The sequence below is a fragment of the Candidatus Lokiarchaeum ossiferum genome (assembly GCA_025839675.1).
GTDB classification, from domain to species: Archaea; Asgardarchaeota; Lokiarchaeia; order Sigyniarchaeales; family Promethearchaeaceae; genus Lokiarchaeum; species Lokiarchaeum ossiferum.
In genome coordinates this window covers 1,663,036-1,686,424 of sequence record CP104013.1, presented here as the reverse complement: position 1 = coordinate 1,686,424, position 23,389 = coordinate 1,663,036, and the positions used below count along the sequence as shown (strand labels likewise).

Sequence of the window (23,389 nt, the reverse complement as noted above, 5' to 3'; positions counted from 1 at the left end):
GGGTTAAATTGATTTTTCATAATTGTCAATGAGATGTTTTTGATCTTTGGAAAGATCACTATATTTTGGAATTGTAATCTTAATATTAATGAAATGATTACCTCGGGTTTTTCCACGCGTGTTTAAATCTGGAATACCTTTGTTGCGTAAGCGCATCGTAGTTTCAGGTTGGGTTCCTGCGGGTATTTTAATTTTTTTAGGACCATCTACCGTTTCAATGGTAGTTTCACATCCTTTGATGGCTTCAATAAACGAAATGTTAACATCACTGAAGAGATCGCTTCCTTCCCGATTAAATCGACCATCTTTTTTAACTCTGATACGAATATAAAGATCTCCTGGAATCGCATCTTTAGTGGGAATTTGTCCATGACCTTGAACTTTCAAATGCATGTCATTATCTACTCCTGCAGGAATGTCGATGGAAGTTTTATTTTTCTTTGAAACAACTTTTCTTCCTTTGCATACTTTACACGGAGTTTTCACAATTTCTCCTGATCCATTACAACGAGAGCATGTGACTACTTGCTGCATTAAACCTAATAATGAACGAGTTGTACGCGTCTCTTGCCCACTTCCATTACAAGTGGTACACTTTTGTACATTTTTTCCACCTTTTCCATCGCAAGTTCCACAAGGCTCATAACGGGAGTATTCAATTTCCTTTTTAACACCAAAAACAGCTTCCATAAAATCAATGGAAACGGTCGTCTCAATATCTTCACCGTGTACTTGGCGTCGACGTCTTCCTCCAGATTGTCGGCCTCCGAATCCGCCCATGCCTCCCATACCGCCAAAAAACATATCCATAATGTCCGAAAAAGAAGAAAATCCTCCCCCGGAGAAACCTCCCTCGCCAAAATCCAATCCATTAAATCCAAATCGATCATATTTTGCTCGCTTATCTCCATCGGAAAGGACCATATAGGCTTCATTAATTTCTTTAAATTTTTCTTGAGCTTCAGGGGCTTTATTTTTGTCAGGATGCCATTTCATTGCTAATTTACGAAAGGCTCGTTTGATATCTGCATCTGAAGCACTTTTATCAATACCAAGAACTTCATAATAATCGCGTTTATTTTTATTGCTGGACATTTGTGAATCGTCTACCGTTTGGCTATTTCTGAGAATGAATAATTGATATGAATCTTTCTATGTAATTGAAATTTTCTATAAATAGAATTTTTAAAAAAAAGGGGGGATGGAATTTCGGCCCAATCTTTTTTTTGGGACTTAATCATCTTCCCAGTCAACGTCAACGACTTTTTTCTTCTTTTTCTTGTCGTTATCGTTAGGGTTATCGTAAGTGGCTCCACCCATGTTTCCAAATCCAGGTCCTCCGGGGGCTCCGCCTTGTTGAGCTGCTTGTTGTGCAAAAGCTGCGGCTTGTTCTGGGGTCATTCCTCCCATTCCACCGGGACCACCTGGGGCTCCACCTTGTGCGTATATTTTTTCTGCCAACTTGTGCAATAGTTTTTCCAAAGCATCTTTGGTTTCATTGATTCGATTCAATTCATCGGCTGCTACTGCATCTTTAACATCTTGAATGGCTTTGATAAGATCATTCTTTAAGTCTTCATCCATTTTATCCGCATTATCGGCCATCATTTTTTCTGCTTGGAAAGCCATTCCATCGGCAGTGTTTTTGGCTTCTATTTTTTCACGGACAACTTTATCTTCATCAGCATGTAATTCTGCATCTCGAATCTTTTTCTGAATTTCTTCTTCAGAAAGTTTCGATTGGCCTGTGATGGTGATAGATTGTTCTCTTTGAGTTCCTAAATCCTTGGCGGTGACATTTACAATTCCATTAGCATCGATGGAAAATTTCACTTCAATTTGAGGTGTTCCACGTGGGGCTGGAGGGATTCCGTCTAAATGGAATTTTCCAAGAGTAATATTGTCTTGTGCCATCGGTCTCTCTCCTTGTAATACATGAATTTCTACAGATGGTTGGTTATTGGCTGCAGTAGAGAATACTTTGGCTCGTTCCACTGGAATTGTTGTATTTCGTTCGATTAAAGGTGTTGCAACACCTCCGAGGGTTTCGATACTTAAGGACAATGGGGTAACATCTAAGAGCAATAAATCCTCAACTTCTCCAGAGAGTACTCCTCCTTGAATTGCAGCACCTTGGGCAACACATTCCATTGGATCAACACCTTTTTCGACTTTTCGTCCAAAGAAGTCGGAATATGCTTTTTGTACCGAAGGCATTCTGGAAGGACCCCCAACCATAATAATTCGGTTGATTGCACTTTTGGATAATTTTGAATCACGTAGTGCTTTTTCCATTGGGGGTTTCAATCGATCTAAAATATGACTAATCAATTCTTCTAATTTAGCTCGAGTTAATTCCAAATCAAGACTTAAAGGTTGTCCATCTTTTCCCATAGCAATAAACGGTAAGTTTATTCGGGTTGAAAAGGTCGAAGAAAGATCTATTTTTGCTTTTTCTGCTCCTTCAATAATTCGCATCATTGCTTGTGGATCAGCGCTTAAATCGACATCTGTTTGGCGTTTGAATTCGGAGAGAATCCATTTTTTGATTTCCTCATCCATATCAGTACCACCTAAAGCGGTATCTCCAGATGTGGATAACACTTCAAACACTCCAGATTCGAAGTCCATGAGCGTAACATCAAAAGTTCCACCACCTAAATCAAGAATGGCAATTTTTTCACCTTTCCCGTCTGCTTTATCAATTCCATAGGCTAAACATGCTGCAGTAGGTTCGTTAATGATACGTACGACATCTAAACCCGCAATTCGTCCAGCATCTTTAGTTGCGGTTCGTTGAGAGTCGTTGAAATATGCAGGAACTGTAATGACTGCTTTCTCGATTTTTTCACCAAGATAGTCTTCTGCATCTGCTTTGATTTTGGATAAAATCATAGAACTGATATCTTCTGGGGTGTAATTTTTTCCATCAATACTAATTTTATGACTGGTACCCATTTTTCTTTTAATTTTTCGAATAGTACGTTCAGGATTGGACACTGCTTGTCTTCGAGCAGGTTCTCCAACTAAACGTGTTCCGTCTTTCATGAATGCAACATAACTTGGAAAAGCTTTTCCACCAATGGAAACGCCTTCTGCTGCAGGAATAATTTCTGACTTACCACCGATCATAACAGCTGCGGCACTGTTAGAGGTACCTAAATCGATACCGATGATTTTTTCTTTTTTTGTGTTTTTTGTTTCAGACATGTTTATCACTTAATTTTTGACAACTTTGAGTCATCAATTTTTATCTAATATTAATGAAGAAATCTAGACATTTAAAATTTTCGGAATTGACAACTTTTGGTTGGCAAATATATAGAAGGTGAAAAACTATCATTTAAAAAGCAATATGTATAAATAAAAAAGTAGTTTATTGCAACTTTTCGATTCGTGTACTCATTTCTTGAGCTTTTTCACTTAATGAAATTTCGCTAAACAAATCTTTTGCCTGTCTAAAATATGATTTTGCTTTCTTCTTTTTATTTAAGACTACTTCCAAATAATTTGCATAATCACTATAGATTTCAGCGATCGAAAGTTTAAGTTTTTCAAATCCCTTAGATTTCTTACAAATTTTAAGTAGTTGAGTGTATGAATTGTTGATCATATCCAAATTTTTACTTTTAATGAACACATCCTTAATTTCTGTAAAATAATCCATCGCTTTTTCCGAATCTTCTAATTTTTTTGCAATTGGATACATTCGAATTGCATATTTGTCGGCAATTCTCCAATTTTCTTGAAGTTCTGCAATATTCATCAATTTTGATAAAAAATATAACTCTCTTATATTTGTTTCTTCATTACCTAGTGTTTTTTTATTGTTTTCTAAGGCAGATTGAAATTGCTCAATCGCATTAAGAAGATCCTTATTGGTGATATAAGTATTCCCAATTAAAGCGCTAGATAATGTGATATATTCGTAGATATAAGGGTTACGTTCTTCATTGCCAATAATTTTAGTTAGTTGGACTGCCTTTTCTAATTTATCTATACATGATTGAGCAAGTTTGACTGTGTTTTTGACTGTTTTTGCTTCAATGGCACGTTTATAACTTGATATTCCATCTTGAATTAAATGATTGAATTGTCTCTCAGTTGATGTTAAACCCGATGTTGAAGATTTACTCATAATTTCTCACATTAAAATTCTCTGGTTATTTAATGATTTACAATATGTTTTAAGAAAAAGTAAGGAACAATTTATTCTGGAACCGACAGTTTATTAAATTGGGATTTTTTAAGAATATATTTTGGAACTCTGGTGCTCATTTTCTTCAATTCATTCTTGCGTGCAATTCGAGCTAAAGCTCTTCCGATTCGATCCACTTTCAAACTTTTTCCCAATTTTTCTTGGAGGATAGAATTAATTTTATGACTGGATAAGATAATCGTTTCCGAAACTTGTCCTTCCATCAACATTCCAATGGCACGTAATACAAATTCTGAAACTTTTTCTTTTGGAACATTCTCATATTGGGAATTTTCTATCATATTCTCTAAGTAACCTCATCGATAAATGCTTTTAATTTTTATGTTTTAATGAGGATATTGCCATCCTCTCCTCTTCATAACCTCATCTATTTGAGCTTCTACTTCTTTTAACGATATCCCTTGAATGCGATTTTGTTCTTGAAATATTAAACCAAGATCTTTTAAATCATCCATAGCTTTCACTATTTCTGATTTTGAGTAGAAAAAGTCTTTTTCAAAAAAAACCATTAGTTGATCTAGATTAAAATCTCCAAAATCCATCAAAATCGTTAATATTTCAAAAGCTATAGGCCTATTAATTCTTTCAGAATAGATTTGTTCCAAAGCTTGTATTGCAAACCCAATTTTCTGTTTTTGATAATAATAAAAATGTTTTGTATATTTTTTTTCAGGATGTCCTTTGCACACTCCTCCTTTAGCAGTGGGATAATCTTTACACATTTGAGGATTGTATTGATGAATTTCACAAGAAGCTAATCTTTCTTGCCAACTTAAAAACATACATTCATTAGGGTGCACCATTTCATCTATTAAATATTTCTGAGATTGGGAATTAAGATATGGAAATATTTGCTTTTTTGTGGGGATAAAGAACCTCATTTTATTTTGAGTTTTTTTTTTGAACTTATCCATGTATTTATGATATAACTGAACTTTTTCTTCAACAAAACTATCTTGAAACTCAATAGGCTTTAATATAAACTTTTCATCGGAAAGAAAATGGATTTGATGTGAGAATTCATAGCAGCACCTTCCACATCGATCACAATCCATATTCATAATATCTCCAAAAAAATGGTTATTATTATAAAAACTTGGGATATAATAGAATTTTACCAATGGGAATTTTTTTTAGTTGAAGTAACAAATATATGGATATACAATGAATGTAGATGAGCCATCTTCAAATAATAAAAAAAACGAAGAAAAGAGATCTGAACCTTCAGTAGATGGTTCAAAAAACGCATTGGGAAACAAATATAGTCGAATTATTGCCCAAGATCCCTCTTCCCAAAAAAAAAACGCTTTTTTAACCAAGGTTCAGCAAAAACTCATTTATTTTCGTGAATTATTTCTTGGAAGGACAAAAAAACAAACTCAAGGAGAAAAACACTCTTATTTAGGAAAGCGTATGTTGGGTCTAATTTTCTTTTTCTTGCTTTATTCATTCGTATTTTTTGCTCGAATGAACTCAGATATAGAATCTGGGTCCTTCCTTGATACTTTGCTTACTATTTTATCTTTTGGGGGTGCACATCTCTACACTTTAGCGACTGCTGTTACGTTCACTTTTGTGATGTTAAGCCTCGCTTGTTGCAATGAGAAGTTTCTTACTTGGTTTTTTGGGAAATTATATCTTTTAAAACATCTTCTTTCGGTCCTTCTTCTGACTTTTGGAAATTATTTTTTGGCACAATTTTTAAATGATAGTTCATTCGAATTGTATTCATTTCTTTTAATCTTGGCTATGATTTGGTTAATTTTTCAGTCCGTTCGGATATATACTGCTGCGAGATCTGGTGCTACGAAGGTAGAAAAGCGATTTTCAGAAAATTATTCTCCTTTTCTATATTTTTTGGCCTTTATTATCCCCTTCGTCATCATTGGCGCACTCTTTTTTGTAGCTTGGTTCATCCGTTATGGAACAGTCACTTTTACATTAGATGTTCTTGGAAAATATTACCCTGTTCAAGCTTTTTCAATTTATAATAAGGAAATGGATAAAATTTTTCCTCTTCTATACTTGGGATTATTTTTGGTATCCGTTTTTCTAATTATACAAATAATTTTAAGTCGAAAAAAAGGTTCAACAAAAAGGGCTGGTGTTTTTGATTTCTTTACATTTGGGTTAATTAGCTTTGTCATGCTTTTATATTCTATCTATAATATTACTTTATATTTATATCTGGATCCAGAATTTATCGAAGCTCTTAGTATTTTGCTGGGGGATGATTCATCTTCTTCCTTTTTCTTTATTATTGAGTTTTTATTGGCTATTCTGTTTCTTTCCTGGATCGTGTTGGATATCCGCAAACAGTTTAAAAAAGGTGTTTTATTCTTTACATCAGATGGTTTGGTTCTATTTCTGATGGGGATGATTTTATCTCAAACAACCGCTCGCTTGGGATTGATCACCAATCATGCAGGTCAAATCACTTCCTTGGCAAAATATATTCAATATGATTATGTGGTCTTACCTTACCTTATTTTGGGTTTTTTGGGCCTGTCGATTTTAATCTATTGGATTAAACCACAACAATTTTCCATGTTCATGCATATGAATGAAGCTGCAATCCGCAAAGAGGATAAAAGCATGGACGTAATTTTATCCTTTTTAAAACGAGAGTTCATTCGTCGTGGAGAACGTCTAGCTATTAGTGATGAAATAGTGCAATCACTGATGCAATTAACTGGTTTGGGAAAGGGAATTGTGATGTCCCTAATTCATCGATTGGATAAACAATTTATTGATGTACAGATTTATGAAGAAGAAAATCTTCCTGGTAGTCAAGTTCTCTATTTTGATTTTATCCCTATTACTCAGAAATATCAAAAAAGCAAAGAAGCGGATGAACGAGCTAAAAAATATCTACAAGATCAATTTTCGACCAATATACAAAAGGATCAAAGAAAACGTTTGAAGTTAACAAAAGGTCCTGTATCTTCATCCAAACAAAATGATACTTTTATTCAAGCACTTTCAATCCAATATGGGAGAAAAATTAAAGATGAAGAAGCTATTAAAAAATCTCATGAAGAAGAACAGTTAATAATAGATCGAGCGGTTGATGAGGATACTCTCGATTTAGTCTACGAGATTATTAAACAAGAATATATAAGACGAATTAAACAAGTGGCTGATTATCCTGATGATTTTCGCTTTAAAATTTCTGAAATTGCACCATCAATTGAAAAATATACTCGAATAACACCAGGAAGGTTGTATCCTTTACTTAAAGAATTGGCTGTGGAAAATTGGAATTTTAATCTTTCCCGTTATGGGATGGATGATACTGAAGAAACAGAAGATCGTTGGGTAGAATTTTTACCAATTTCAGATTTTGCATTATCCTCTGCTTTGATGAAATATCGTCCTGAAAGCACACGAGAGATCGTCGTATTAATGCAAACATGGTTTTATCGCAATATCCTCCATGAAAGAACTGAATTAGAACTTCTCCCGCCCCTTATTTATGAAGATGAAGAAGAAGAAGCCCGACGTTCTTATCGTTCCCGATGGTTTGCAAACCTAATGGAATATTTTAGAATTAATTATCCTTTAATGGTGAAAATTCGAGAACAGCAATATCAATCCCGAAAAATGCAATATATGATGCGAAAAATAATTCAAGCGTCAATAAATGCTCATGGATTAAAATCATCTTCATTAAAGAAGAAAAAGGCAAAATAATTTCTTAAAACCTTAAACTAGTGATGGTATGACTTTGAATAAAAAACTCTTCCTTCTAGTGGGAAATAGCGGAAGTGGCAAAGATTCTTTAATTAACGAAGTGGTTAAAACTTGGCCTTCAAATTTGCCACAAATCCGGATTCCCCACAGATATATTACTCGACCTCCTCATGAAACAGAACCATTTCATTCAGTAACAAAAGAAACATTTGATCAATTACAAAGAGATAATAAATTTTGCTTATCGTGGCACATCTATGGTCTTGATTATGGAGTGTCTTGTGAGATCTTAGATTGGTTAAATAGAGGTCATATCGTAGTGATCAATGTAAGTAGGTCAATTATAGACCACGCACGTAAAAGATTTCCGTATTTAAAAGTTATTTTTGTAAAAGTTCCTTTTGCTATAACTCTTGAACGAATAAAAAATCGGGGGAGAGAGTCCGAAAATGATCCTGTTTTTAGAGATCGGGTTGAACGGGCTCGAAAAAATCAGGATTTTCTTACAGCAGATTTCATCGTTAAAAATGAAGGTCCATTGGAAATAGGAGTTCAAAAGTTGCGTAATTATTTAATCAATCAATTTTCTTAACCAAATATTTAATTAGTGGAGTAAGGAAACAAAAAATATGGGAAAAAAAATTGTCATTTTGTATTATTCTAAAAGTGGAAACACGAAGATGTTAGCAAAACGCATTATGGATATATTTCGTGAATTTATTCCTGAAAATGTATCTATTGAACTTTATGATGCAATTCAAATGAATTTTCACTCAATTATGGATGCTTCTGCTTTTATTATAGGAACACCAGAATTTTTTGGATATATGTCCGGATATATTAAATTGTTCTTTGATGAATTATACGAAATGAGGTCTAAGTTGGAAGGTCGTCCTGCATTTGGTTTTGTTTCCCATGGTGGAGGAGGAAAAGCGGGAAAAAAACTTGCTGAGTTGTGCCGTTCCTTGAAATTTAATTTTATTGAACCTATAATAGCAATTAAAGAGAACAAAGTTACTTCCAAAATTGAAGCACAAATTCAAAAAAATTGTTTAGCACTTCTTAAAGTCCTATAAATTGAATTATTTTATTAGATCTCTCGTTTTTTTTTTGTCAATTTTCTCTTCGATGAATGGATTTAGTTTGTAAATCGCTAACAAGAATAAAGGGATAAGTAGAAGTTCTATGAATATTGACATTAAAAATGGTGTTTTATGTGTGAAGTTATCCCAGAGCAAACCTCCTAGAATTGGACCTGCTACTGCACCTAAAAGGGTTATCCAATTTTGCAAACCAAAAACTTTACCTCTATTGTTTTTAGAAACTCGACTTAGAAGATTTTGAAAGATTAAATTTCCTCCCCACGCAAAAGTAGTATCGAAAATTAAGATTAAACCAAAAATGATAGGTGAATTTGTACTTATTAAAAACCACGTAATCAATGCTCCAAATCCGCTGATAATAACAACTCCGATTGATGCGTTTAATTTATCTGCTTGTTCTCCCAATTTGGGTGCTAAAAGTTGACTTAAAACTTCACTAGGAAAATATATTAGCATAACAATAAAGCCATTTTGAATTTGCATGGTTTCGGTCAAAAATACCTGTAAGAAGGGTCTAGTTAGCGATTGATTAATCGCCGCAACAAAAAAGGCAAACATTAGAAAAGTTAAACCAATTATTAACCCTTTCCTCGCAACAGATGGTTGTATTTCTGCTTGATTTTTATCACCTCTAACCATTATTTCTTCTGTGCTATCAATCAAATGTGCTAAGCTCGAATCTTTGAGTGATTTAATATAATTGTCAAAAGTAAGCTTTTCATCAACTTCATGATAAAATTTCAAACCTGCAAACACATTAAAACACATATAGAATAAGAGCGGGATGTAAATCAACCAAATTTGATTAGGTACCAAAAAATTCATGAGTCCAAAATAACTAAAGGTAATAATAGATCCTACTAAATTCCCCTTTCCAATCATTCCTCCTTGTTTTCCAAATGCTGAGGCTCGATAGGTTTTATGGGATTTTTGAGCAATTAGGGCATTTAATGGTGTCCAAAAATAACCTACAGTAAGTCCTTGGATAAATATACCAATTGCAAACACATAGATTGATGTAAAACATATTCCAAAATACATTATGACATAAGCAAATCCTCGACCTGTTGATCCAATTAAAACTAATTTTTTTTTTGAAATTTTATCCGTTAAATATCCAACTATTGGAGAACTTATTAAACCCCCCACAGTTTGGCTTGCAACAACAAATCCCAGTTCTGTACCACTAGCGTCCATTAATTGAGCAGTTACCCATGGAATGATGAATCCAAAAAAGAAAAAACCTAAACTATTCCAATAAATTATTTTGATCATTGGTTCAAAATCTGGTGTAATCAAGTATTTTTTTGAATTATTGTCAATATTTATTTCACAATTGTCACTATTTGTAGAAAAATGGTCCTTTTTCTCTCTTTCTGGTATTTTTGATGCAGAAATTTCAATCAATCCTAATAATCTTATAATTATTAAATGACAGTGATATATTTATTCTTCGATCTTAAAAATATTTGAAGAATTCTCATAGTAAATTCAAATTAGAAACAATACCTTTTTTTCATATAGTAATCATACTTTATCCGATGGAGAAAGATCTTCCCTTTTTAAAAATTCAAATTGTTACAACTACTGATACCACACGTTCTAAATTTGATATTTTGGAGGAATTTAGAAAGGATCTCGAGAATACTTATGGTATTTCTGTAAATCTAAACGAAACCATTGATGGTCATTCGTTAACTATTCAATTTTCTTCTAAAAATTTATACCTGACTGCTTATGAACGAGATATGTCCATATACACTTGTATTCTTGAAAATGTGAATAGTGGATATTTAGATCTTGAAGATTATTTCAAAGAAGCAACTTTAATTCAAAAACCAAAACAAGAAAATTCTTTTGCATTTGATAAAAATTACATTGTTTTAAAATATACATCAAATTGGAAAGATCCTATGCGAAGAAATTATCAATTGACTACCCGTGTTGATAAATTATTTGGAATTCAATCGGCTATTGAAGAAGTTGAAGATGGTTTTTTAAAGTTTTATAGAAGAAGAGAGGATTTTGAAGATAGTAAACTTGATAATTTATCACGAAAAGGATGGGAAAAATGGTTTCAACTCAAAGGAATTTCTTTAAACTCACGATTTGCCCTTCAATTCTTTGAAATTGTTGAAAAAAGAAAATTATTAAAAGATTAGGATCGATTTTTCAAAATAAATTTAACCATTTCGGCAAATCCTAAACCTGATGGCTTTTTTGTAATGAATTTCGGCTTTTTTTTAATTAGATTTGTAAATTTGTTAACATTTTGAACTCCTATAGAAAATGGGAAGTAATCGAACATTGGTTCATCGTTTGGGGAATCTCCAATGAATATTGCTCTTCCTGGATAATCGTCTAAACAGAAGTTTAATACTTCGCGAGCAAAGATTTTGGTCATTTTTAATTTATCAAAATCTCCAAACCATCCGTTTACATGAATGCTGCTAATTTTCGTGGTTGCTCCATGTTTATTATATATTCGAACAATTTTTTTTACTTCATCCATAGAAAGAGGGGGGACATCTTCACAAAAATCAATTGCAAGATCAAATTCTCTGTACGGCTGGTCAGAGGCAACCTTACACGTGGGAAATTGTTGAAATATTTCTGCTTTTATCTCTTCAAACTTTTCAGAATTATTGTGAATTTGATTTGGACTAAGATAATTTCTCTTTCTTAACTTAACTGGAATATTTGAATAATCCATATATGTGTAAAATGCACCATTTTCGCCCACTACTCCTGTAACTGGCCACATGCGGGTGATATGATCTACCCATCCTGCACATCGCCCTGTAATGGGAACAATTTTGATCCCTGCATGATAAAGATCCCATAAAGCGGAATATGCTTGGGGAAGAATTTTACCTTCTGTGCTTATTGTGTCATCAATATCGGAGAAGATCACTTCAATTTTTGCCAAATCAGTAGATTTTAGTTCACTCAAAGGTTGCATATATTATTTAAGAAAAAAAATTAGATAAAACCATCTATTTTAGAACGAAATACAATCGACGATTGTTTTTACCTTTGTTTTTAATTTTCGAAATTTCAATTTTCCCGATTAGATTTAAATGGGAAACATGACATCCACCGTCTGGTTGCTTATCAAACCCTTTAATGTCAACAATTCGCACGTTTTTTATCGAACTAGGTAACCCCATAACTAATTTGGTTAAACTCGGATCACTATCCAACTCTTCCCGTTTCATATAGAATGTTTCAACCCGTAAATCTTTTTGAATCAATTCATTTGCTCGTGCGACGAATTTTTCGATTTTGTTTCTATCAAAATCAGGAAAATTGAAGTCAATACGTCCCTGTCCTAATATTAAATCATTTCCCGTCACTTTCACATTTCCTTCTTTAAAAAAAACTCCACTTAAAACATGTGCTGCTGTGTGATATCGCATTAATTCCAATCTTCGAGGCCAATTTATCGTTCCTTTTATTTTATCTCCTTCTTTTAATCCTGGGGCATCAACTTGGTGAATAATTTTTGATCCTTTTTTTTTAACTTGAATAACTTGGAAAATATGGTTATCAACAAGAAGTTCTATTTTTCCAAGATCACAATCAACTCCTCCGGATTTGGGATAAAAAGCAGTCTGATCAAGTTCTAAATAAATACCGTCTTCAAGAGAAATAATTTGTGCAAAGAATTCTGTCCGTTGCATATTATCGGTGTAAAGAATTTTTGTCATAAAATAACCTGTAAACTAATAAATAAAAAAAAAAGAAAAATGCTCCTAACGCAATCTTCGACCTTTCGGTTGGGTAGGGTTTTTAATTTTTGACATATCAGCTTTAAACCTTCGTTCAAGAATCTGTAACAACAAACGATACATGTAATCATCGATTTCGTCTGGAAACTCTTTATCGAGTTCTGCTCTTACATCTTCTTCATAAATAGCTGCCCATTTATCTAAAAGATTATTGAAATATTCTGCTTTATTAAAAAGAATGTTCAATTCTTCTTGAACGATAAGAGGTTGCATTTTATCATCGAGAATGTCAAGTGCCTTGGCGATAATCTCTTTCTCATAATCAAATGGGATAGTTGGCCATGGAGTATTTTCTACATCATTTTGAGCAGAAATGACTAAAGCATCTGTTCTAGGATTTTTATGAAAATCTAAATCATATTCTGAAGTAAAAAGTAAAGGGCTATAATATTTTTCAGGCAAAAATTCATTTACAAACATATTCATAGCGGGAGCTTTATTTTCCAGTTCGTATTTTGTATGTAAAATGATGATTGGAACATTGATGATAATCGAATGAAACATTAAAGTCATCGTATAATCCCCATACTTCTTTAGGAGATCTCGTAAGGATAACTCTTGAATTTCGTCTTTTTCTGTTAATTCAAAAGCTACATCAAGTTTTTCGTACCCGCAATTTTTCCCAGATTTACTGAAAAAAGCAATAAATTGATGATCACAACAAATACCTTTTTCAATATGGATTTTAATTAAACCCATTTTTTTTCCCATGAATAGATCTTCGGGAACGTCAATATCTTTAATTGTTTGGCATGTAGGGCATTGTATATTTACTAGTCTTTTAGCACTCATTTGTATTCCTCAAATTTCTTGAAATATGAATATAAATTGTTTGATTTACTGTATTAAGATAATAATAATGCGATATTTCTATAATTTTATCTTTATCTCTTCTAGATTAAAAAATTAACTTCTAATTACAAAAACGTGTCAATAAAAAAGAAAATCTATAAAAATTTTTTTTCTTTTCATCAATATTACTTGGATATATGTCTGGATGTTATGTGGTTTTTTTATGTTTTTTCGTTTTTTTAAATCCAAGAACTAAACATATCACGATCTTATCACGATATCAACACACTCAATTCTTGCATTTTAGAGAGTTTAATTAAATTTGGATGAAATACGGCATGGTTCACATAAACAAAATGATTTGTATCGGTTTCAAAAGTTTTCGGAAGAAAACTGTCATAAATTTTGATAAAGGTTTTAGCGCTATTGTTGGAGCTAATGGTTCAGGTAAATCGAATATTATCGATGCTTTTGTTTTTGTTTTAGGTGCACTTTCTGCAAAAACTCTTCGCGCCACCAACATTAAAGATTTAATTTCTAATGGGGGTAATGGACTTGGACCTGCTCAAACTGCTTCTGTAGAAATCGTTTTTGATAATAAAGACGGCGCCTTTGGTTTAGGTGAATCAGAAATTCGAATTTTAAGAAAAATTGATCGAAAAGGGAATGGAATCTATAGATTAAATGATAAGCGTTCTACCAGAAAAGAAATAGTAAGTCTTCTTGATCTTGCTGGAATCATCCCTAATTCGTCGAATATGATTATGCAAGGTGAACTTTTCCGACTGATTAATATGAATTCTACTCAAAGGCGGGAATTAGTTGAAGATATTGCTGGAATCTCTTCTTATAACGAGCGAAAATTATCTGCTGAAGATGAATTAGTTAAAGTTCAAACCAATTTAGGACAAATCTCTTTATTGTTGAATGAGGTCTACATCCAATTAGAACAATTAAAAAAAGAAAAAGAAGATGCCGAAAAATATCTCGCCGTTGTAGAGCAAGAAAAAATTAGGAATAATGCTCTTTATCAAGTTAAAATTAATTCTGCAGTTAAAAATATCTCTGATATGGCTTTGCAGAAGCAAGATATTGAAGCTCAAATTGGGGACATTAATTGCCTTGAACAAGATCTAAACGAACAAATTTCCCAGCTAGAAATGCAAATCGAAGATCTAAATCCAAAAATTCAAGCATTGCAAGATGAAGAATTATTACAAATGACCTATCGAATGAAAGAACTAAAAAATAAAATTACTGAGTTTAGAACATCATTAAAATATGCAAATAAAAATTTGTTAACGTATGAAAAGGAACAAAAAGATCTACAACTCCGGTTAGTAGACCTACAAAAGCAAGAAGAATCCCTAAAAATAGAAATAATTGATATTGAAAAAAATAAACAAACGATCCAAGAAAAAATTGATTCAAAAAATGCAGAAATATCAGATTTTGAAGATAATTTACAAAAAATTGATGTTGAATATACACAAATCAAAGAAGAATCAAAAAACATACGGATTCAAATTAATAATGTAAAAGAAGACAAAGCTGAAATTAGTACGTCAATCAAAGTGCTTGAAAATCAGATTTCTACTATGAAAAATGATAAAATCAAAAATGAAAAAAAAATTTTTGAAAACCATGAGCATCTTGGCAAAATGAAGGTTCATTTAAAGGAATTGGAACACGAGGAAAAAGTCAAACTTGGATTAACTGACTTCGATGATGTATCTAAAAGTGGAATGGAAAAGAAAATCAGCCAATTGAATCAAGAAAATATTCATATTCAAGAAAAATTAAAAAAAATAAAACCTCTTGCCACCGAAACACAAAAATCGATTTTCGAAATTAAATCTCGAATAAAAGTTGTCAAGCAGATGAATTCAGGTAATCGTGCGTTAAAAGCTATAAAAAAATTACAGAATTCTGGAAAAATAACGGGAATTCATGGGACCATTGCTGAACTTGGATCTATTGATCCCAAATTTGCAATTGCTATGGAAATGGCTGCAGGAAGTCGATTCAACTTTGTAGTAGTGGATAACCAAGAAATTGGGGAACAATGTATTAACTACTTGAAACAAAATAAAATCGGTCGTGCTTCCTTTATTCCTTTGGATGAGATTAGGTATTCTTCTTTTAATCTATCAATATCTCGAGATCCAAAAATCTATGGAAGGGCAGTTGATTTAATTACTTTTGATCAAAAGTACTTTCATGCTTTTGAATATGTCTTTGGAAGAACAATTATTGTGGAAGATCTTCCTACTGCAAGGCATTTAAAAGTTTCTGCCAAGCGAGTTACTTTGGATGGTGATGTAATTGATGGTTCAAATTTAATGAGCGGTGGTCAAAAAAATAAACCAAAAGGTATTGGATTTAAAGGGACAAATGATGAAGAAACTAAAGTGGTGGACTTAGAATATAATTATAATAAATTCAAAAATGAAATCGATGCTTTAGAATTAAAATTTAAATCCAATGCTGGTGAAATTAGCCGGTTATATCAACTGAAAATTTCTGGTGCAAATAAAACAAAGGAAATCAATGAAAAAATTGCGATTTGTAAATCTAATATTCAAACCCTTCAAGCGAGCATAAAAACTTTAGAAGTAGAAATTGAAGACATTTTAATTTCTATTAAGGAATTGGAGTGCAAATTGGAGACTTTAAATGCTTCTCTTTCGGAAGTTGAACAAAAATTATTTTCATTAAATGAGAAAGAACATTCAATTCAAGAAAAACTTGATTCCTCTGAAGAATCTGTACTAAAACAACAGCTGAGAAACGCGGAAAAAGAATTGAAGAAATTAACAAAAATTGCCAGTCAAATAGAGATTGAGTATACAAAAAAGATGTCGACTTTAACAGAAACAATAAGTAACGGTCGAAAAGAGGCACAACAGCAGTTAAATGTGAGATCAATATCAATCTCTGAAACAAATCTTTCTATTTCCACATTTGAAAGTGATCTCAAGAAAACAGAAATTGAAGCCAGTGCTCTTGATGAAAAAATAGTACAAAAAAGTGCAGTTGTTGCTAACTTACTTAATAACAAGAAAAATTTACAATTTGAAGTGTCTGAAAAGAAAACTTCAATTGGACAACTTAATAATGACCGCTATCCCTTGAAAGTTAAATTAAATACTTTTGAAATAAAATCATCTGAATTGGACATGAAAATTCAAGAGTGGAAGTGTCATATTCTTCCTGAAATATTAATTCCTCAAGAATTTCTTTCTTTGTCAGAGTCAAAACATCAACTTGAGATCGAAAAATTGCTGGATCAAAAAAATTCTCTTGGGGCAGTCAATCTAAGAGCAATTGAGAAATATTCCGAAATTCAAGCGAGATTTACCGAGTTGGAGCAAAAAAATGAGCAAGTTATTCAAGAAAGAGAAGCAATTTTACAATTTATTGAGGCTTTGGAAAGTGAAAAATTAAAAGTTTTTATGAATACATTTAATGCTATTAATGCTAATTTCGGATATATTTTTTCACGCTTGTCACCAAATGGTGAAGCGCGATTAGAATTGGAAAATCTTGAAGATCCATTTGCAGGTGGAGTCCAAATTGTTGCTCGTCCCGGTGAAAAAGAAAAGTGTAATGTCATGGCACTTTCTGGTGGAGAAAGAACTCTAACAATAATTGCCCTAATTTTAGGGATTCAAATGCATGTACCGAGTCCATATTATATATTGGATGAAATTGATGCAGCCTTGGATGATGTTAATGCTGCCTTAGTTGCCGATATGATAAAAGAATTATCTGAAAAATCTCAATTTATAATAATTACTCATAGAGATGTCACAATGGCAAGAGTGGATCATCTTCTTGGTGTTTCCAACATTGAGGGAGTCACTTCAGTAATAAACTTGTCTATCAAAAAAGTATTGCAAGAATTAATAAAAGGTGAAACACCTCTCGAAGAATCAGTTTAGAGGCTTTTTTGAAGTATTTTTATTTGAGCTTCCAATCGTTTGATTTTTTCATTTTTCTCGGCAATTTCTTGTTTTAATTGATAAATATCTTCACTTTGGTGATGCTGCATGTATTTTGAAATTAGATCCTCGCGTCTTTGATTGTAAAAATCATTTAGGGCTTGTTCGAAAGCCTCATCAAATTTTTCGATACTCATAGGCTTTCCGATATAATTAAATGCTCCTACTTGCATCGCTTCTATTGCAGATTCAAGGGATGGTAAACCCGTCAAAATAATCACTCTTGCATCTTTACATTTACTTGATGGATTCGTTTTAATTTCTTTAAGTATTTCTAATCCGTTCAAATGTGGAAGTTGTAGATCTAGGAAAATAACACTAAATTCTTGTTTTTGGCATATTTCAACTGCATCTATTCCATTATCAACGAATGTGCTATTTTCAAACTCTAATCTTTTCAGTAGCCCTGTTATCAATTTTCCAATTGATGGATCATCATCTATAATTAATATTGGTAAATTTGGAGGTGTAATTTTTGCCAGAAATTGCTGTATTTTTTGAACATCAAGCCAAATATTTTCGGCATTTTCTTCAGTCATAATATGATTTGCACACAATACTGTAATAAATGTTTTTATACTCAAAGTTCTTATAAACATTTGATTCAAATGATTTCATTAGAGACCCAAAAACAGATGATATTTGATTTCTCAAGCACCGCAGTTGAGTCAAAACAAAACCAATTTGAAATTTCCATATATCCCGAAATTATTTTAAAAATAAATTTTCGGCGATATCCAAACAAGCCAAAAATCGAGTTACCAAAAAAAATAACAAAAAATATTCCTGATATTGAGCAATTCATTCCTGAGTTAAGAAATTGGAACAAATTGGCACCTCCCCAAATGAGTGATATAATTCGTTCTATAATGCAAACTTTGGAATCAATCACAGGAAAGTTAGTCCACATCTCTAATAGTCTATTTGAAGAATTAATGGTAATTGCTAGAGAAAATCATCCGCGGGAAATTTTTTGTGTCTTAAGGTTGAAAAATGGATTCTTACAAGAATATATTCTTTCCCCACAAACGGTATCTTCTGAAAAATCTGCAGTGTTTTTTCCTCACCGCATTGGAAGGGATAGATCAATTATCGCTTCTTTTCATAATCACCCGAGTGGGGTATTCAAGCCAAGTGTACAAGATTTAAAATCATTTCGATTAAACCCTGTAAATATAATCGTGGGTGCACCGTATAATTCGAATTGCATGGGTGTATATGATTCATTAGGTAATGAACTTAAATTTAAAATTTGGTAGAAGTTAATCAAAGAAATATCTACGTAGTATATGGATAATATTGATATATTTTTTTCATCAAATTATATTTAAAATGGATCAAATGACTTCAATTAAAGGTATTTCAATGAGCAATATTAGTAATCAGTTTGGTAAAAATCAATATTTTGAGTGGAAGCTACTTATTGAAGCAGCCTTATTTAAAGCTGGCAAGGAAATTTCAATAGAAGAACTCTCCATTGGTTTAAAAACTATTCCGAAGAAAATAATTATTAAAATCATAAATGAATTGATTTCAGATTACAATTCATATGATTCTGCCATAGAAATATATCAATTTAGTTCCAATTCTTTTGGTATGCAAGTAAAAACAACCATTATGCATGAAGTTGGAGTAATCAAATTTACCGAACAACAAAAATTTAAACCTAACGAAATTAAAACTTTAGCCTTTATCGCGTATAATCAGCCAATTGAATTGCAAGATGTTGTTGATTTTATTGGAAAAGCGGCTAAAAAATCCGTAAATTCATTGAAAAAGGAAGGATTTGTAAATATATCAATAAATTCCTATAATGCATTAAATGAAGCGGGAGAAGAAGTAAAAATTAAAACTAAAGTAATTTCAACAACTAAAATCTTTGCAGATTATCTTGGGATTCCAAATGAAAAGAATTTAATAAAAAAAAAAATCCAAGACTTCATAGATTCGCAGTGAAAAATTATTATTGATGCAAAACTTTTACTTCAGAAAGGACCAATCCTATAAGATCATCAATATTGTCAATGCAATAAAATTTAGCACCTCTTTCCATTAACTCTTGAAAATTTTTTGTCAATAATATGGATTGATCGCCGTCAATGAAGAAAGAAATTATTTTATGTCCCATTGCTAGCAATTTTTTGATAAGTTTCTTCGATGGTGCCCAGTTTTCAATTTCTAAATCTGAAATAACTAAAATTAAAGATGGATTTTCAGCTTTTTGAGCAAATTCTTCAATTTTTTTAGTTGGTAATCTTGTTCCAAAACCTTGATAAGATAACAACACTCGTTCAATCTTGGTTAAATCATTAGTCCATGGTTGAGCGATAATTTGTTCTGAAAAATTTATTGCTGAGATATAGCTTCCTCGTTGAAGGGAATATTGCATTGCAGAAAATGCTGCTAGTAGAGAAATATGGTAACGACCAGAAATGCTTTTCTTATTAAAATTCCAATCCATGGAACCAGAAGAATCCAAAACAATCATAATATCTTGGATTTTTGATAATTTTTCTTGCCCTATCCCATAATCATATTTCCATTTTCGAGTTGTCATATTTGGAATGATCACAGGACTAACTAAAAGCGATTGAATAGGATCAAAGGATTCAATTGCATCTCCTATTCTCCAAGTTTCTGGATATAGGGGGATTGAACCTCCTTTTTTTCTTTGAAAATATTCTATCTGAATCAACCCTTTTGCTTGTCCTCTATACCACAATGCAAGATTCTGAGTTGAATCCGTATAACCATGTAAAGATAGAAGATCTCGCATTGTATTGAAACTTAATTCTGGCGCTAATTCTTCCATCAAATTTTGGATATTTTTTTCTTCCTTGTCTTCAACTGGAGCGTTTAAATCTGGAGATTTTTGTTTAATCAAATCAGGGTTTTTTAATTCTGTAAGATCTCCAAATATATTAAGAACATCATCTGGTAAAATAAAGGGGGATTGTTTTTGTTTTATATTTTCTTGTTGAAAATTGTTATTTAATTGTACTTCTTTCTTTAATATTTCCACTAATTGTTTCCCTATCGCTTTTACCTTTTTTTCCCATAAATTTTCGTTTGAAAAATTTTTTAATATTATTTGACAAATATTTTTTGAAGCATTAGATCTAATTTCATCTCTCTGGGAATTTGGAATAATTTGTATTCCCCATAATATTTCATAACATTCGATTAAAACTTTGGTCAGATTACTACAAGTTTCGTTAGCTGATTTATCAAAAAGGGATTCTGTAGTTTTTAATAATTCCCAATTCATTAAATCTGGAAAGTCAGCATGATTTTTTTGATCAATGATTAAATCTGCAAAAATATTAACAACCATCGGGGAATAGTATTTATTTACCCCCCCCCTAATCGCTGCTGCTAATAATCTGAAATTAGTGAGAGTATCATAAGGACAAAAAATGTAATGGGATATTTCATGTAGAGATAGAGAGAAAAAATAATCTTCCAATTCATTTTCTAAATAGATATTTGGTGTATTTGCAAGATTTAATGTAATGCCGTAGGTATCTAAGTTGATGAAAAATCCAATCTTTTTTGAATAATCAAAAATGAATTCCGGATCGGGAAGGCTAGGATAATAATAGTAAGCAAGAGCCTTATAATAAGCTCGTTTTCCGATTTCCAGTATCTTTTCTTCTTGATCTGAAAAAGAATGATATACTTTTGATATTCGTTTCTTTCCATTTTTTTTATAATTGTCCTTTAGTTCTAAAATTCGTCCCTTAATTGGTTTGATTTTGATGGATCTTTTCGGCTTTCTTTTTTTTTTTTTTATGAGGTTTTTTTGGGATTTTTCGGGATATTGGGGACTCAATATAATTCATCCTCTACAACTGAAAAAACTCTTCATCAAATAGATCATCCGTGGATTCTGATTTGGATGGTGGTTCCGAAATTTTTGAAGGATTTTCAGCAATATATTTATTTTCAAGATCTTTTTGACTATTTTCCGCTTCTTCAATCAATTCTTCCATTTTCTTAAATGAATTTTTATGGTTTTCTTGAATCCGTTCTTTTAAAATCGTGGCAGTTTCTCCGCCAAAAAAACTAAAATTTACGATATCAGTCTTTTGAATTCCTGTAACATTAATTTCTAATTCCAAATCTTCATTCTTTAGTCTATATGTTCCTCTTTGCTTAGTTGTTTCTCGTAATTTTTGAGAAAAATCTGGTAACAGTCCATCAATTGTAAATCGGATAGAATTCCATAATTCCATAGAACAATTGTAATTCCGAAGTGTCAATTCTCTTAAAATCCCATTTAACCGAGAAATTAATGCGCCTCGATTTGGAAAATCTATATCTCTTAACAATTCTCTTCTAATTTGGGAAATTGTGTTAATATCCTTTAGTTGATGCGCTTTTTCCATAATTTGGACTTTTTCTTGATAAGGTTTGGTAAATAAACTTTGTGCCAGAGGAAGTAGATCTTGGATTATAATTAGGTCAGATTTAGCCATCATTTTAATTGTATTCATTTCCTCATCTGAACTTGTACCTGCTTGCAAATTTTGAATTATCTGATATGCTTTTTTGCGAACTAAAAATCGTTTTTGAATAATTTCAAGCATTTTTTGGGTATACTTGTATTTATTCCCCCAATATGGACTTGTATTTATTAATCGTTCAATATATGTGACTCGATGGCTAATTACGTATGGTGCAAGCGTTATGATTGTGTTTATTGAAATTTCTGGTTGATTTAATAGCCACGATAGTGCTTTTGAGTAACGAAGAAGATCTTTTGCTACTCGAACCGATAAAATTGAATCGGAATTACAGCAAGGGATTTTGTTTGGTATATTATAATGGCATCCGGCACATAAGCCTGTCGAAGGTTTTAGATAGTCTGAGTTTCCTTTATCAATTCTTTCACATAATGTAAATTCTCTAATGATTGCATGAATGAAATCTAATGCTTCTTGAGAACAAGAGATATTTTCTACCTCGTACCAGATGTTCAATAATTGTTCCACCGTTAATACTTGGGGTACTTGAATCAATTCGTCATATCCTCCCAATTTTTCATCATGACTACTAAGAATAATTGCCAAATCCTGAGATTTTGGCATTGAAATTGGAACCGATATTCCAAAACGGTCAAGAAATGGTGCAGCCATTTCAAATGTGCCCACATCATTTGGATTCAATGTCGCATAAACACAATATTTTGAAATATTAAGCACCGAATCATAATACTTAATTTTACCTTCCGCTAAAAGTGAAAGAAGGATATTTTGAGTATAGGGGGAACATCGATTCACTTCGTCAATGATTTTCCAAAAATTTGAAGAAAAACGTCGCCAAATAACTTCTTCTTCTCCTTCCTTCATTAATTTCTTGATATTTAAAGTTGCAATTATTTTTTCTTCTGTGAGTTGAGGATGCCCCCGTAAAATACATTCTTCTGCTTCTGCAAGGCTCATTCCCGTAAACATCCGTCCAAGATATTTTACTATTGATGTTTTTCCTCCTCCATGCCCTCCTACAAGTAACATTGCAGAATTTGGGGATAGCGCATTCAAGATACAAATAGTTAATATTTCCGGTAATTGCTTTGCAATTAATTTCTTTGATTTTTGGATCGATTTGGTGGGGTTGGTTTTACTTTTTTTGTTTATTTTTATTTGGGGGACCAAAATCTCCAAATTAGAAGAGTGGACAAAAAGTTGGTTTGCTTGAATCGAATTCATAATATACCAGACTTTTTCTTGAAAGTAGGATGATTTTTCTGACACTTTATCTGACACTTGTTTGATCTTAATATCT

General features: G+C 32.1%; 19 protein-coding genes. 7 read left to right on the top strand and 12 right to left on the bottom strand.

Annotated elements, in window-relative coordinates; translation table 11 throughout:
- Positions 1-3: 3 nt before the first annotated feature.
- From dnaJ to NEF87_RS06840, 5 genes are all read right to left on the bottom strand, one after another.
- Positions 4-1,095 carry a molecular chaperone DnaJ gene (dnaJ, locus tag NEF87_RS06860; RefSeq protein WP_371805682.1) on the bottom strand — a complete coding sequence of 364 codons (1,092 nt, stop codon included), beginning with the start codon at positions 1,093-1,095 and terminating at the stop codon, positions 4-6.
- Positions 1,096-1,233: 138 nt separating this feature from the next.
- Entirely contained in the window at positions 1,234-3,210 is a 1,977-nt protein-coding gene (gene dnaK / locus NEF87_RS06855) for a molecular chaperone DnaK (protein WP_371805681.1), read from the bottom strand.
- Between the two features lie 166 nt (positions 3,211-3,376).
- Positions 3,377-4,138, bottom strand: coding sequence for a hypothetical protein (locus NEF87_RS06850; RefSeq protein ID WP_371805680.1), 762 nt, complete (start codon positions 4,136-4,138; stop codon positions 3,377-3,379).
- 71 nt (positions 4,139-4,209) lie between these two features.
- Complete coding sequence (locus NEF87_RS06845; protein WP_371805679.1) at positions 4,210-4,500, bottom strand: hypothetical protein; 291 nt, start codon at positions 4,498-4,500, stop codon at positions 4,210-4,212.
- Positions 4,501-4,545: 45 nt separating this feature from the next.
- Positions 4,546-5,280 carry a YkgJ family cysteine cluster protein gene (locus tag NEF87_RS06840; protein ID WP_457919187.1) on the bottom strand — a complete coding sequence of 245 codons (735 nt, stop codon included), beginning with the start codon at positions 5,278-5,280 and terminating at the stop codon, positions 4,546-4,548.
- 103 nt (positions 5,281-5,383) lie between these two features.
- On the opposite strand from NEF87_RS06840, the gene NEF87_RS06835 reads away from it, so the two are divergent.
- From NEF87_RS06835 to NEF87_RS06825, 3 genes are read left to right on the top strand one after another with little or no spacing between them, the layout of a single operon-like run.
- On the top strand, positions 5,384-7,912 hold the full coding sequence (locus NEF87_RS06835) for a hypothetical protein (protein ID WP_457919186.1): 2,529 nt from the start codon (positions 5,384-5,386) through the stop codon (positions 7,910-7,912).
- A gap of 28 nt (positions 7,913-7,940) precedes the next feature.
- A complete protein-coding gene (locus NEF87_RS06830) occupies positions 7,941-8,504 on the top strand; it encodes a hypothetical protein (protein WP_457919185.1) in 564 nt (187 codons plus the stop codon).
- Between the two features lie 37 nt (positions 8,505-8,541).
- A complete protein-coding gene (locus NEF87_RS06825) occupies positions 8,542-8,988 on the top strand; it encodes a flavodoxin family protein (RefSeq protein WP_457919184.1) in 447 nt (148 codons plus the stop codon).
- Positions 8,989-8,994: 6 nt separating this feature from the next.
- On the opposite strand, the gene NEF87_RS06820 is transcribed toward NEF87_RS06825, so the two are convergent.
- Positions 8,995-10,422: an MFS transporter gene (locus tag NEF87_RS06820; RefSeq protein WP_457919183.1), complete on the bottom strand. Its 1,428-nt coding sequence runs from the start codon at positions 10,420-10,422 to the stop codon at positions 8,995-8,997.
- A 134-nt stretch (positions 10,423-10,556) separates the two neighbouring features.
- Between NEF87_RS06820 and NEF87_RS06815 the strand changes: the two genes are divergently transcribed.
- A complete protein-coding gene (locus tag NEF87_RS06815) occupies positions 10,557-11,177 on the top strand; it encodes a hypothetical protein (RefSeq protein WP_457919182.1) in 621 nt (206 codons plus the stop codon).
- Here the strand turns inward: NEF87_RS06815 and NEF87_RS06810 are convergent.
- Genes NEF87_RS06810 through NEF87_RS06800 form a run of 3 tightly spaced genes read right to left on the bottom strand, consistent with a single transcriptional unit; the run spans position 11,174 to position 13,598 of the window.
- Positions 11,174-11,968, bottom strand: coding sequence for an HAD-IIB family hydrolase (locus NEF87_RS06810; protein WP_457919181.1), 795 nt, complete (start codon positions 11,966-11,968; stop codon positions 11,174-11,176). The genes NEF87_RS06815 and NEF87_RS06810 overlap by 4 nt on opposite strands.
- Positions 11,969-12,011: 43 nt before the next feature.
- A complete protein-coding gene (locus NEF87_RS06805) occupies positions 12,012-12,725 on the bottom strand; it encodes an alanyl-tRNA editing protein (protein WP_457919180.1) in 714 nt (237 codons plus the stop codon).
- A gap of 45 nt (positions 12,726-12,770) precedes the next feature.
- Positions 12,771-13,598, bottom strand: a complete 828-nt coding sequence (locus NEF87_RS06800) for a hypothetical protein (protein WP_371805670.1) — start codon at positions 13,596-13,598, stop codon at positions 12,771-12,773.
- A 338-nt stretch (positions 13,599-13,936) separates the two neighbouring features.
- On the opposite strand from NEF87_RS06800, the gene smc reads away from it, so the two are divergent.
- Positions 13,937-17,542, top strand: coding sequence for a chromosome segregation protein SMC (smc, locus tag NEF87_RS06795; RefSeq protein ID WP_457919179.1), 3,606 nt, complete (start codon positions 13,937-13,939; stop codon positions 17,540-17,542).
- Here smc and NEF87_RS06790 read toward each other — a convergent pair.
- Positions 17,539-18,141, bottom strand: coding sequence for a response regulator (locus tag NEF87_RS06790; RefSeq protein WP_457919178.1), 603 nt, complete (start codon positions 18,139-18,141; stop codon positions 17,539-17,541). The two genes, smc and NEF87_RS06790, sit on opposite strands and share 4 nt — an antisense overlap.
- 69 nt (positions 18,142-18,210) lie before the next feature.
- Between NEF87_RS06790 and NEF87_RS06785 the strand changes: the two genes are divergently transcribed.
- Together NEF87_RS06785 and NEF87_RS06780 are read left to right on the top strand one after the other, a co-directional pair.
- Positions 18,211-18,861 (top strand): Mov34/MPN/PAD-1 family protein, encoded by a 651-nt coding sequence (locus NEF87_RS06785; RefSeq protein ID WP_371805667.1) that lies wholly within the window; start codon positions 18,211-18,213, stop codon positions 18,859-18,861.
- Between the two features lie 82 nt (positions 18,862-18,943).
- Positions 18,944-19,558: an SMC-Scp complex subunit ScpB gene (locus tag NEF87_RS06780; RefSeq protein ID WP_371805666.1), complete on the top strand. Its 615-nt coding sequence runs from the start codon at positions 18,944-18,946 to the stop codon at positions 19,556-19,558.
- A gap of 7 nt (positions 19,559-19,565) precedes the next feature.
- On the opposite strand, the gene NEF87_RS06775 is transcribed toward NEF87_RS06780, so the two are convergent.
- Together NEF87_RS06775 and NEF87_RS06770 are read right to left on the bottom strand one after the other, a co-directional pair.
- On the bottom strand, positions 19,566-21,434 hold the full coding sequence (locus tag NEF87_RS06775) for a hypothetical protein (RefSeq protein WP_457919177.1): 1,869 nt from the start codon (positions 21,432-21,434) through the stop codon (positions 19,566-19,568).
- 13 nt (positions 21,435-21,447) lie between these two features.
- Entirely contained in the window at positions 21,448-23,358 is a 1,911-nt protein-coding gene (locus NEF87_RS06770) for an AAA family ATPase (RefSeq protein ID WP_457919176.1), read from the bottom strand.
- Between the last annotated feature and the right edge of the window lie 31 nt (positions 23,359-23,389).